The 12415-nt window shown below is 46.1% G+C and carries 13 protein-coding genes; 4 read left to right on the forward strand and 9 right to left on the reverse strand.

What is annotated here, in order from left to right; all coding sequences use genetic code 11:
- Nucleotides 1-104: 104 nt before the first annotated feature.
- Nucleotides 105-653, forward strand: coding sequence for a hypothetical protein (locus FD968_RS00770; RefSeq protein ID WP_215366683.1), 549 nt, complete (start codon nucleotides 105-107; stop codon nucleotides 651-653).
- On the opposite strand, the gene trpC is transcribed toward FD968_RS00770, so the two are convergent.
- From trpC to rpe, 5 genes are read right to left on the reverse strand one after another with little or no spacing between them, the layout of a single operon-like run.
- A complete protein-coding gene (trpC, locus tag FD968_RS00775; RefSeq protein ID WP_215366686.1) occupies nucleotides 634-1437 on the reverse strand; it encodes an indole-3-glycerol phosphate synthase TrpC in 804 nt (267 codons plus the stop codon). The two genes, FD968_RS00770 and trpC, sit on opposite strands and share 20 nt — an antisense overlap.
- Before the next feature lie 10 nt (nucleotides 1438-1447).
- Entirely contained in the window at nucleotides 1448-2473 is a 1026-nt protein-coding gene (gene trpD, locus FD968_RS00780; protein WP_215366690.1) for an anthranilate phosphoribosyltransferase, read from the reverse strand.
- Between the two features lie 18 nt (nucleotides 2474-2491).
- Nucleotides 2492-3058, reverse strand: a complete 567-nt coding sequence (locus tag FD968_RS00785) for an aminodeoxychorismate/anthranilate synthase component II (protein WP_215366694.1) — start codon at nucleotides 3056-3058, stop codon at nucleotides 2492-2494.
- Nucleotides 3042-4547: an anthranilate synthase component I gene (gene trpE / locus FD968_RS00790; RefSeq protein WP_215366697.1), complete on the reverse strand. Its 1506-nt coding sequence runs from the start codon at nucleotides 4545-4547 to the stop codon at nucleotides 3042-3044. Before trpE ends, FD968_RS00785 begins: the two co-directional genes overlap by 17 nt.
- A complete protein-coding gene (gene rpe / locus FD968_RS00795; protein WP_215366700.1) occupies nucleotides 4547-5272 on the reverse strand; it encodes a ribulose-phosphate 3-epimerase in 726 nt (241 codons plus the stop codon). The genes trpE and rpe overlap by 1 nt, the downstream gene beginning before the upstream one ends.
- Nucleotides 5273-5321: 49 nt before the next feature.
- Here rpe and apaG point away from each other — a divergent pair, with 49 nt between their 5' ends.
- The 3 genes from apaG to FD968_RS00810 all read left to right on the forward strand — a co-directional run bounded on the left by apaG (nucleotide 5322) and on the right by FD968_RS00810 (nucleotide 7764).
- Nucleotides 5322-5696, forward strand: a complete 375-nt coding sequence (apaG, locus tag FD968_RS00800; RefSeq protein ID WP_215366703.1) for a Co2+/Mg2+ efflux protein ApaG — start codon at nucleotides 5322-5324, stop codon at nucleotides 5694-5696.
- Between the two features lie 135 nt (nucleotides 5697-5831).
- The gene (locus tag FD968_RS00805) at nucleotides 5832-6962 is read left to right on the forward strand and encodes a murein transglycosylase A (RefSeq protein WP_215366706.1); all 1131 of its coding nucleotides are present in this window, start codon (nucleotides 5832-5834) and stop codon (nucleotides 6960-6962) included.
- 25 nt (nucleotides 6963-6987) lie between these two features.
- Entirely contained in the window at nucleotides 6988-7764 is a 777-nt protein-coding gene (locus FD968_RS00810) for an enoyl-CoA hydratase (protein WP_215366710.1), read from the forward strand.
- A 9-nt stretch (nucleotides 7765-7773) separates the two neighbouring features.
- Here the strand turns inward: FD968_RS00810 and FD968_RS00815 are convergent, their stop codons facing one another.
- The 4 genes from FD968_RS00815 to bioA all read right to left on the reverse strand — a co-directional run bounded on the left by FD968_RS00815 (nucleotide 7774) and on the right by bioA (nucleotide 12344).
- Nucleotides 7774-8970: a M20 aminoacylase family protein gene (locus FD968_RS00815; protein ID WP_215366713.1), complete on the reverse strand. Its 1197-nt coding sequence runs from the start codon at nucleotides 8968-8970 to the stop codon at nucleotides 7774-7776.
- Nucleotides 8971-9050: 80 nt separating this feature from the next.
- A complete protein-coding gene (gene bioD, locus FD968_RS00820) occupies nucleotides 9051-9770 on the reverse strand; it encodes a dethiobiotin synthase (protein WP_215366716.1) in 720 nt (239 codons plus the stop codon).
- A complete protein-coding gene (locus FD968_RS00825) occupies nucleotides 9770-11002 on the reverse strand; it encodes an 8-amino-7-oxononanoate synthase (protein ID WP_215366719.1) in 1233 nt (410 codons plus the stop codon). The genes bioD and FD968_RS00825 overlap by 1 nt, the downstream gene beginning before the upstream one ends.
- Nucleotides 10995-12344 carry an adenosylmethionine--8-amino-7-oxononanoate transaminase gene (bioA, locus tag FD968_RS00830; RefSeq protein WP_215366722.1) on the reverse strand — a complete coding sequence of 450 codons (1350 nt, stop codon included), beginning with the start codon at nucleotides 12342-12344 and terminating at the stop codon, nucleotides 10995-10997. Before bioA ends, FD968_RS00825 begins: the two co-directional genes overlap by 8 nt.
- Nucleotides 12345-12415 lie beyond the last annotated feature (71 nt).

The raw sequence follows: 12415 nt of genomic DNA on the forward strand, positions 1-12415 counted from the left end.
GTGTGATTAGAAGAATTATATTTACTAGACGGCAGTACATTTTAGTATTCTTATACTAAATACATTAATCCATATTAAAAGTAATGCTTAAATTCTTCTCGCTTATGCGCACAGGCGTTACTGGATTTGCAATCAGTGCACTAGCGTACGCAGCACTTTTTTATATCAATTCTTGGCTCACTAGTGAGCTAATTTTTGGCTCGGGGGTGAATTGGATTTATTTGCCTGCCGGCTTACGTCTTTTCTTAACTTTAATCTTTGGCTTACCTGGCGCCCTTGGCATTGTTTTTGCTTCCTTTTTAATCAGTTACTCCGGCGCTCTTTCTAATGATTTAGCGATTTGCATTGGCACTGGATTTATCTCAGGTTTCGCGCCTTATCTTGCTAGGATTTTAGTTTTCAGCAACATGAAGCTTGAGACGGATTTGAGTAATCTGAGTTTGCCAAAGCTATTGATTTGTATTTTGATTTACGCGCTATTGAGTGCGGGCTTGCACCAATTTTGGTATGCCACTGTTGAGCTAGATGACGCAGGCACGCTCAGTCACTTTTTGGTGATGTTTATTGGCGATGTATTGGGGTCATTGCTGCTCATTTCTCTTATCAAGAGCAGTCTAGACTGCTTCAGAAGATTTAGGAAAACAACTCACTGAGAGCGATACCAGGATCGGCGGAACGCATAAATGCTTCGCCAACCAAGAATGCATTTACCTGGTTATTGCGCATGAGTTGAACGTCTGCACGATTTAATATTCCGGATTCGGTTACTAAAGTCTTGTTGTTTGGAACAGAAGGCAGCAGGGATAAGGTAGTTTGTAGTGTGACCTCAAACGTTTTGAGATTGCGATTATTAATTCCCAAAAGTGGAGTTTTGAGTTCCAGTGCTTGATCAAGTTCAGCAGCGTTATGTACCTCTACCAATACATCAAGCCCTAATTCATGGGCACAAGCTTCAAGCTCTTTCATCTGATTAAGCTCAAGACATGCCACGATGAGCAAAATGGCGTCTGCACCAATTGCCCGCGCCTCATAGATTTGATAAGGATCAATGGTGAAGTCTTTGCGGAGAACGGGAATGCTGCAAGCAGCACGCGCTTCTTGCAGATAGGCATTGCAGCCTTGGAAGTAATCAACGTCAGTCAATACTGATAAGCAAGCAGCCCCATATTTTTCATAAGATTGGGCAATTTCTGCAGGCTTGAAATTTTCACGCAGAATGCCCTTGCTTGGGCTTGCTTTTTTGATCTCGGTAATAACGCCCGCTTTGCCTGAAGCAATCTTCTGTTCAATCGAGCGAATAAATCCTCTAGGTTTTAATGCCGCATCTTGATTATTAGCTTGAGCTCTCTCACGTTGATTCGCAAGAGAAAGCTGTTTTAGGTTATGCGCAATCTCAATCTTTTTGGTTGCAACAATTTTTTCGAGAATATCGCTCATGAGCAGTAATTTATTTGGATTGGGTTGCTGCAACAAAAGCATCTAATTTTTGACGGGCTGCCCCAGATGCAATCGCTGCTTTGGCTTTAGCGATGCCGCCAGCAATATCAGGTGCTACGCCAGCTACATACAGGGTGGCACCTGCGTTGAGACAAACGATATCGCTTGCTGCGCCTGGTTTATTGTCAATTACGCTAAGAACGATGTTCTTGGATTCTTCTGCGTTAGCAACCTTAAAGGTATTAGTTGGCGCTGTATTTAAACCAAAGTCTTTTGGATGGATTTCATATTCGCGCACGGAGCCATTTTTGAGTTCACCAACCAGGGTAGGGCCTTCAAGAGAAATTTCATCAAGGCCATCCCGTCCATAGACCACCAAAGCATGTTCCATGCCTAGAGCTTCAAGTACGCGAGCCTGAATGCCAACAAGATCTGCATGAAATACGCCCATCAAGATCCGTTTTGCATCGGCTGGGTTAGTTAAGGGGCCCAAGATATTAAAAATAGTGCGCACACCTAGTTGCTTGCGAATGGGGACTACGTTTTTCATTGCGGGGTGGTGATTCGGTGCAAACATGAATCCAGCACCTACTGTGGAAATGCACTGAGCAACTTGGTCTGCGGACAGGGCAAGATTAACGCCTAGCGCCTCTAATACATCAGCACTACCAGATTTACTGCTGACACTACGATTACCATGCTTGGCAATTTTTGCGCCAGCCGCTGCAGCTACAAACATAGCTGCAGTAGAGATATTGAAGGTATGTGCTCCATCTCCGCCAGTTCCAACGACATCCACTAAATGGGCGCGATCCTCAACATGAACAGCGGTAGCAAATTCACGCATCACTTGTGCTGCTGCTGCAATTTCACCAACGGTTTCTTTTTTGGTCCGCAGGGCGACTAATAGACCAGCCACTAGCTCTGGCGACATCTCGCCACTCATGATGAGACGCATCATCGCCGTCATTTCATCATGAAAGAGCTCGCGATGTTCGATGCAGCGTTGAAGGGCTTCTTGTGGAGTAATGGACATGAGGTTTTATTTTCTAACTTACTGGTTTTGTAGAAAATTCTTGAGCAGGGCGTGACCATGCTCAGACAGAATCGACTCTGGATGAAACTGAACGCCTTCAACCGCTAAGGTTTTGTGACGCACGCCCATGATTTCTCCATCAGATGATGTCGCAGTAACTTCTAAGCATGCTGGCAATGAATGCTTTTCAATTGCTAAAGAGTGATAGCGAGTTACTTTAAATGGATCTGGTAAGTTTTTAAATACACCAACGCCAGTATGATGGATGCTATCAGTCTTACCATGCATCACTTTCTGCGCGCGAATGACGTTACCGCCGAAAGCCTCGCCAATTGCTTGATGGCCTAAGCACACGCCCAGAATTGGAATTCTTCCGGCGTATTGTTTGATCGTCTCGACAGAAATACCAGCCTCAGCTGGACTGCATGGTCCAGGTGAAATACAAATACGTGCAGGATTGAGTTTTGCAATATCACCCACGGCAATTTCATCATTACGAAACACTTTGACTTCTTCGCCTAACTCGGCAAAGTACTGCACAAGGTTGTAGGTAAATGAATCGTAGTTATCAATCATTAGGAGCATCGAGTCCTCCTTGAACTAAATCAGCTGCTGTTAGCACTGCGCGTGCCTTTGCTTCTGTTTCTTTCCATTCAGCTGTTGGGTCTGAGTCGGCCACGACACCAGCGCCAGCTTGGGAATGCAACATGCCGTCACGAATGACGCCCGTACGAATCGCAATGGCGACATCCATATCGCCGGAGAAGGAGAGGTAGCCTACCGCTCCACCATAAATTCCACGCTTCACGATTTCCATCTCATCAATGATTTCCATCGCCCGAATTTTAGGGGCGCCGGATAGGGTGCCCGCTGGGAATGTAGCGCGAAGCACATCCATATTGCTCATCTTATCTAAAAGATCCCCTTCAACGGAGCTCACAATATGTTGCACATGAGAGTATTTCTCAATCGACATAGAGTCAGTCACTTTGACTGAGCCAGTTTTGGCGATACGACCAACGTCATTGCGAGCTAGGTCAATCAACATGACATGCTCAGCAATTTCTTTCGGATCCGCCAAGAGTTCTTTCGCAAGACGCTCATCTTCTTCTGGATTGGCTCCGCGCGGGCGTGTGCCAGCAAGCGGACGAATCGTGACAATTTTTTCTGCAGCACGTTTTTCTTGGCGCACTAAGATTTCAGGTGAAGAACCAACAATCTGCATATCCCCAAAGTCATAAAAATACATGTATGGCGATGGGTTTAGAGAACGTAAGGCCCTGTAGAGTGCGAGTGGTGAATCAGTAAAAGGTTTGCTGATGCGTTGACCAATCACCACCTGCATGCAATCGCCAGCCAAAATATATTCTTTGGTTCTGCGAACGGCATCTTCAAAATCTGCGGCTTTAAATTTACGAACGAGTTCAGTTTTGGTGCTTGCCAAGGAAGGCGGCATGCTCACTTGCTTGCTAAGACAGGCAAGCAATTCTTTTAAGCGAGCTTGCGCCTTCTCAAAACCATCGACGATGCCCGGGTCAGCATAAACGATGAGATAAATTTTTCCTGCGACGTTGTCAACGACTGCCAATTCCTCAGTGAGCATGAGTTGAATGTCGGGCACACCAAGCTCATCTGGTAAATCATGTTTTGCAAGACGAGATTCAATATAGCGAACTGTGTCGTAACCAAAGTAGCCCGCTAAGCCCCCACAAAAACGTGGAAGACCTGCTTCTACTGCAACCCGAAAGCGCTTGAAATAAGCATCCACAAAATCAAGCGGATTATCTGTGTTGGTCTCAACCACTTTGCCATCTGTCACCACTTCGTTAAGGGGTTGAGATGGGCTGCCTACTGTGCGAATAATAGTGTTGGCAGGTAGGCCGATAAAGGAGAAGCGACCAAAGCGCTCGCCACCTAAAACCGATTCCAAAAGGTAGGTATTTTTCTTGCCAAATGCTTGGCTGAATTTGACGTAGAGCGAGAGCGGTGTCTCTAAATCAGCCAAGACCTCTTTCACTAGAGGAATACGATTGAAACCCTGCTTTGCTAGGGCATTAAATTCTTCGCGCAACATTAGGCTTTTCCTTGCTTTCCTAACTCTGTGCGCATTGCATCAATGACTTGCTTGTAATCGTCTTTTCCAAAAATGGCTGAGCCAGCAACAAAAGTATCCGCCCCTGCTTGAGCAACTTGCGCAATATTGTCGATCTTAATCCCACCATCCACTTCAAGACGAATATGGCGACCAGTCTCTGATGCATAGCGATCAAGGCGTGCACGCACTTGAGTAATTTTTTGCAGAGTACTTGGGATAAATGATTGACCACCAAAGCCTGGATTGACTGACATGAGTAATACGAGATCCAATAACTCTAAAGTGTGATCTAAATGATCAAGTGGTGTTGCAGGATTGAATACGAGCCCTGCTTGGCATCCTTGATCACGAATCAAATTCAATGTGCGATTCACATGAGGACTTGCCTCGGGATGAAAGCTAATCAGATTTGCGCCGGCTTTTGCAAAATCAGGAACAATGCGATCAACTGGCTCAATCATTAAGTGAACGTCGATGACGGCAGGCTTGCCATTTTTGACTGCATGAGGGCGAATAGCCTCACATACCAGAGGGCCAATAGTGAGGTTGGGAACGTAATGGTTATCCATCACATCAAAGTGAATCCAGTCAGCGCCAGCTACTAAAACATCTTGTACTTCCTTGCCAAGACAGGCAAAGTCAGCCGACAAAATGGAGGGGGCAATCAGAAATTGACGATTAGATGGGGTTTTTTGGCTTTCCATCCCTAGATTCTAGCTTGCAGTTGGCCTTGGGATGGAGCAGAATTCGAGCATGAACCCCCATGAAATCAGCATTACGGTCAAGACCCAGTACCTTCCAGACCAATCTGACCCAGATAATCGCCAATTTGCCTTTGCCTATACGGTCACGATCCGCAACACCGGGTCGGCCAGTATTCAGCTGATAGCCCGTCATTGGTTCATTACGGACGGGGATAACGATGTTCAGGAGGTCCGAGGCCTAGGGGTGGTTGGTCAGCAGCCATTGTTGCGTTCTGGTGAGCATTTTGAGTACACCAGTTGGGCTACCCTGCCAACGCCTGCGGGGACAATGCGAGGAGAGTATTTTTGCGTGACCGAGGATGCTCAGTTTTTTCAGGCGCCTATTCCAGAGTTTGCCTTAGTGATGCCGCGCACACTCCACTAAAAAAAGTGTATTCGCTGGGGGCCTTACTTCTTCCCCTTGCCGGTCCAGAGCACGATGAACAATAAAAGTCCTAAGGCAAGAGCGCCTTCAATGACAAACAGTAGCATTGGGTATTCATCGAGTAAATTGGCAATCATGATTTCTAAAATTAAATTGTTCCAGACAAGTGTATTCGCTATTGTGATTGCTAGTGTAGTCGTGGCTTGTTCAACACCTCCTACTCGCGGAACGGGGTATCGAACCAGTGGATCTGGTGCTGCACCAACTTCTTATAGCTCATCTATTGCGAGTTTTAGCGCTGTTTCTTGGCAGACCTTGCCAGGCTGGCAGGATGATGATGTTTCTCAAGCATGGCCTGCTTGGCTCAAGAGTTGTGATGCCTTACGTAGGCGCAGCGGCGAAGTGAATTGGCGTCAAGTGTGTGAGCAAGCTACGAGGGTATCTAATCGTGATAGTCAGGCGATTCGTCGCTACTTCGAAAATAATTTCCAGGCTTATGAAATTCGGAATAGCTCCGGAAGTGAAACGGGTTTAATCACGGGCTACTACGAGCCGGTAATGAACGGGGCTCTTACTCGAACCAGTGTTTATAACGTCCCGCTTTACTCTTATCCCAGCGCATGGAGAAAATCTAAACCCAATCCAGGTCCAACACGCGCAGAGTTAATCGGTTCGGGAATGCTGAAGGGGTCTGAGATTGCCTGGGTACAAGATCCGGTTGCAGCTGCATTTATGCAAATACAAGGCTCTGGAAAAATTCGACTTGAAGATGGCCGAGTTTTGCGTCTAGGTTATGCCGGCACTAATGACCAACCCTTTAAATCTTTTGCGCAATGGTTGCTTGATCGCAAAGAAATTACACGCAGTGAGGCGACGATGCAAGGTATCTCGCAATGGGCTAAGCGTAATCCTGATCGCGTCAACGAAATGCTCAATGCCAATCCTCGCTTCGTTTTTTTCAAAGAACTGCCGGGTAATGTAGAGGCAGATCTGGGGCCCAATGGCGCCTTGGGAGTGCCCTTAACAAGTGAGCGGAGTATTGCGATTGATCTTCAGGCTATGCCTTTGGGTGCCCCTGTATTCTTGGCTACTACCAAGCCTTTAAGTAGTCAGCCCCTGCAAAAGCTAGTGATGGCGCAAGATACTGGCAAGGCAATTGTGGGTGGCGTCAGAGCTGATTACTATTGGGGGTCTGGTGATGCCGCTGGAGAAATGGCTGGGCGCATGAAGCAAAATGGCAAGATGTGGGTATTGTTGCCGCGTTAATTAATGACATCTTAGAAAGAAAGCTATGAGCTACAAAACAATTTTGACTGAAGTCGATGGTAAGGTCGCCACCATTACTTTAAATCGTCCTGAGGTGCTCAATGCGCTTAATGATCAATTGATGGATGAGCTTGGCGCAGCACTATTGAGTTTTGATGCAGATGACAATATTGGTTGCATCATCATTACGGGTAGCGAAAAAGCGTTTGCTGCTGGCGCTGATATTGCATCGATGGCAAAGCGCAATTTTCAAGATGTTTATCGCCACAATTTTATTTCCCGCAATTGGGAGCATATGCAAAAAGTTCGTAAGCCGGTAATTGCGGCAGTATCTGGTTACGCGCTTGGTGGCGGCTGTGAATTGGCCATGATGTGCGACACCATCATGGCGGCAGATAATGCAAAATTTGCTCAACCAGAAATTAAGTTAGGAATCATTCCGGGCGCTGGTGGTACACAACGTTTACCGCGTGCGGTATCTAAAGCCAAAGCCATGGATTTGGCATTAACAGGTCGCATGATGGATGCCGCTGAAGCTGAGCGTTCGGGCTTGGTATCACGCGTATTTCCCAAAGCAGATTTACTGAAGGAAGTGAGGGCAATTGCAAAAGATATTGCTGATATGCCTTTATTGACAACGATGATGGTGAAAGAAGCTGTCAATACCGCTTATGAAACCACGCTCTCACAGGGTATTCATTTTGAACGCCGCTTGTTCCATACTTGCTTTGGAACAAATGATCAAAAAGAAGGTATGACGGCATTTATTGAAAAACGCCCCGCCAAATTTACAAACTCTTAAGACTGAAAATTAATTTTTTTCGAGGTAGCGCTGAGCTAGTTTGACCCAATAGCTCACGCCTACCGGTATGAGGGCGTCATTGAAGTCGTACGAGGGGTTATGAAGATGGCACGGCCCCATGCCATGACCTACTGAGCGATGATCCCCGTCACCATTACCTAAAAAGACATAGCAACCGGGTTTATCTAGCAACATAAAAGCAAAATCCTCTGCACCCATGGTTGGATCAATCGAGGTGTTTACATTTTGTTTGCCCACTAATTCACTCATTACTTCGCTAGCAAACTCAACCTCTTTTTCATGATTGATTAAGGGCGGATAGTTTCTAGCAAACTGAATTTCTGCATGACAATCAAATGCGCCTGCGACGCTCTGAGAAATCTCACGTAAACGTTGCTCAATTAAATCCAAAACCTCAAGCGTGAAGGTACGCACAGTACCACCAATAAATGCACTATCGGGAATCACGTTGCTAGTTTCGCCTGCATGAAATTGTGTTACTGAAAGCACGGCTGCATCTACGGGGCGCTTATTGCGTGTAATGATGCTTTGGAGTGCTAGCACTACTTGTGCGCCAGCAAGAACGGGATCAGCGCTGTTATGCGGTAGAGCAGCATGACCGCCTCTGCCGGTAATCGTGATTTCAAAAGAATTGCTTGATGCCATCATTGGACCGGCAGTCACACCAAAGTGACCTTCCTCTAGACCAGGCCAATTGTGCAATCCAAATACTGCATCACACGGAAATTGCTCAAACAAACCATCCTTGATCATTTCGCGAGCACCAGCCCCACCTTCTTCGGCTGGTTGGAAAATAAAAATCACCGTACCTTTGAAATCACGGTGATTGGATAAATACTGAGCAGCCCCCAGAAGCATGGCAGTGTGGCCATCATGACCGCAGGCGTGCATCTTTCCTGGATTTTGTGAGGTATGCGCAAAGTTGTTATGTTCTTGGAGTGGTAGTGCATCCATATCTGCACGAAGACCAATCATTTTGCCTGGCCCTAGGTCACCATTGAGTCTGCCAACAACACCTGTTTTACCCATGCCACGAGATACGCTAATCCCCCAACTCGATAAAGCTTCTGCAACGAGATCGGCTGTACGGTTTTCTTCGAAACGCAACTCAGGGTGAGCATGAATATTGCGACGAATGTCTTGGATTACATCTGCGGATTCAAGGATTTCAGGGAGTAAATGCATCCCTTCATCTTATCTGAAAGTGGCTCAAAGCGCACTCTAGTCGGGCTTTGTAGGGTAATTAAAGCGATTTATTGTTCAATTTATTCGTTGGGCAATTGAATGTGCTGTGCAGCAAATGAGAGCGCTTCAATGCAATAGGGGCTGTTATCCGGCTTTTTAATTGCAGGCGGCAATTGAGGAATCAAGCCTAAAAAGGGCGCGTTTATTTTGGAGCGGAGCGTTTCAATATTCTCAGTTAATAAATGCATTTCAGGGGAGAGGGCATTTGCAATCCAGCCAGCTACTTTCAAATCGCGCGTCTTGAATGCCTCCATACTGAGGAGGGCATGATTAATGCAGCCGAGTTTCATACCCACGACCAGAATCATGGGTAAGTCGATTTGCTCTGCAAAGTCTCCCAAATCTTCTTGATCGTTGAGGGGAGTTAAAAACCCACCCGCTCCTTCAACCACAATCCACTCGCTTTGTTTTTGAATCTCGCTGTATTCCCGCATCAAGGCGTCTAGCTCAAGGCGAATACCTTTGGAGTGGGCAACCAAGTGGGGCGCTGCTGGAGTATCGAGAACGTATGGACATAGGCTGAATTGACCTGGGGTCAAGCCTAAAGCAAGACGTAAGGTCTCTAAATCTTCATTAAGCAATTGACCATCATTACTTTGGTAAGTGCCTGCGACTACAGGTTTAAAGCCCAGAACCTTTTTTCCTTGCTCACGCAATTTAAGAATCAGAGCACCGCTAACCAAAGTTTTCCCAACTTCAGTATCGGTTCCAGTAATAAAGTATCCAGAGCTCTTATTCATTAGCGATTTTTCTCAATCACTTCTTGCTCAATTAGCTGCAGTGTGTTGATGAGATTGCGCAAGTCATCCTCACTATGGTTTGCAGAGAAAGTAATGCGTAAACGTGAGCTACCAACCGGCACGGTAGGGGGCCTAATTGCTGGAATCCAGTAACCCGCTTCATCTAATAGTTTGGCAGCCATTAAGGCGTTCGTATTGCTACCAAGAATGAGGGGTTGGATGGGTGTGCATGAAGATACCTTCTCCCATTGAGAGAATTTCATTTCTTGTTGCCAGATATCAATGAGTTTGTGTAGATGAGTGCGCCGTTGTTTACCCTCATCTGATTCAATAATCTCTAGGCTCTTGAGTAGGGCATGCGCAATTGCTGGTGGCGTGGCTGTACTGTAGATATAGGGTCGACCCTTTTGAATCATCCATTCAATAAAAGAATCTTGTGCACAGATAAAAGCACCGCTGACACCAGCCGCCTTACTGAGTGTGCCAATGTAGATGATTCGCTCTGAGCAAATACTGTCTTGCTCCAAAATACCGTGACCTTGTTTACCTAAGACACCAAATCCATGGGCATCATCAACTAACAAGAGTGAATCGTATCGCTCCGCAATGATCAATAGCTCTTTGATAGGCGCGAGATCGCCATCCATACTGAAAACACCATCAGTCACAATGAGCTTAAGGGCTCTGGTATCTTTTTTGAGTGCTTCGCTCAATGAGTTTAGTTGAGTGTGATCAAACAGCGTCACCGCAGCATTGCTTTGTGTACTCGCTAGTCGAATACCATCAATGAGTGATGCATGATTGAGTTTTGCTGAGTAAATACTGGTATTACCATGTGGCGCAAGTCTTGCTAGAGTTGTTACAGCTGTTAGATTTGCAAGGTAGCCAGTGCTAAAAAATAATGCGCGCGCTTTGGGGATATGGGCACTCTCAAAGGAGGTCAAGCGATTTTCTAATAAGTCATGCGCAATGCTATGGCCGCTGATCAGGTGAGATGCGCCGCTTCCTACTCCATATCTTTGGGCGCCCTCGGATAATGCCTGTGCGATCTCTGGATGGTTTGCAAGACCAAGATAGTCATTGCTGCAAAAAGCTTTGAGTTCACGTTCATCTACCCATGCCCTGGTATCGCAGGGAGACTTGGTTGAGCGAAGTTTGCGCTTGAGTAACTGCAGGTCTAGGTCTGCAATTTGCTCTTCTGCTAGCTTGAGTGCATTAAAAGAGTTAGCCATTCAAAGCCCGATTCAATGCACGTTGTACAGCCTGTCCCATTTGCTCAGTCTCCTGTGTAGACAAAACATAAGGGGGCATGACATAAACCGTATTACCAATTGGTCGAATTAATACACCTTCATCTAAACTTTTAGTAAACATTTCACGCGGAAAGACATTGGCATTTTTAAGTGCAGATGGTTTGACGTCGAACGCTAAGATCATGCCTTGTTGACGCCAGTGCTCAATGCGTTCATCTGCCTTTGCCCAGGTAAATGCCTTAGCTAAATCCTGGGAGCGAGCAATATTTTTTTCAAGCACTTTTTCTGTTTCAAAGATTTCGAGACAGGCTAGTGCTGCTGAACAGGCAAGTGGGTTGCCAGTGTAAGAGTGGGAATGCAAGAACCCATGCTTGGCTTGATCACTGTAGAACGCGCGATAAATTGCGTCAGTGGTCATGCAGAGCGAAAGCGGTAAATAGCCACCACTAATACCTTTGGATAGGGTTAAAAAATCAGGCCAAATTCCAGCGTGTTCGCAGGCAAAGAACCTCCCGCTACGCCCGCATCCCACGGCAATTTCATCAGCAATCAGATGGATCTGATAGCGCTCGCATAAATCTTTAACGAGCCGTAAATATTCAGGCGAATGCATAGCCATTTGACCGGCGCATTGAACTAGCGGCTCAATGATGATTGCTGCTATGTGCTCATGTTCTGTTGCAAATAGTTGTTCAAGTACCTTGGCTGCTTCTCTTGCAACATCTTCTGCACTCTCACCTTTTTTTGCTTTACGTGCATCGGGTGAGCTTACTGTGTAAACATCTTGCAATAGCGATCCATATGCATCACGAAAAATAGCTACGTCTGTTACTGCGAGTGCGCCAAGTGTTTCACCGTGATAGCCATTCTCAAGGCAGACAAATTTCTTTTTCTCCGGTTTGCCGCTGAGCTGCCAAAAGTGGTGACTCATCTTTAAGGCAATCTCTACCGCAGATGCGCCGTCAGATGCATAGAAGACGTGGCCTAAATTTCCTTCAGTCAGCGCCGCTAATTTTTCAGAAAGCTCAACTACTGGTGGATGGGTAAAACCAGCGAGCATCACATGTTCAATTTTTTCCAATTGCTGTGTAATCGCTTGATTAATTTTGGGATTGGAGTGACCAAAGAGATTTGTCCACCATGAACTAATGCAATCGAGTAACGCTTTTCCCTGCTCATCATAGAGCCAAGCCCCTTGACCTTTGGTAATGGCCACCAGCGGAAAAGTCTCATGGTGCTTCATCTGAGTGCAGGGGTGCCAAACGGCAGTCAGACTGCGGTCAACGAGGGTGGCTTGATTTAGATCAGAAATAACCTTCATGTTTGATATTTGACCACTAGTTTTTCCTAATTCAGGCCTGTATCTGTTATGTTTATGCCTTGGATTGACCT

Source organism: Polynucleobacter sp. AP-Titi-500A-B4 (assembly GCF_018688095.1).
Lineage (GTDB): Bacteria > Pseudomonadota > Gammaproteobacteria > Burkholderiales > Burkholderiaceae > Polynucleobacter.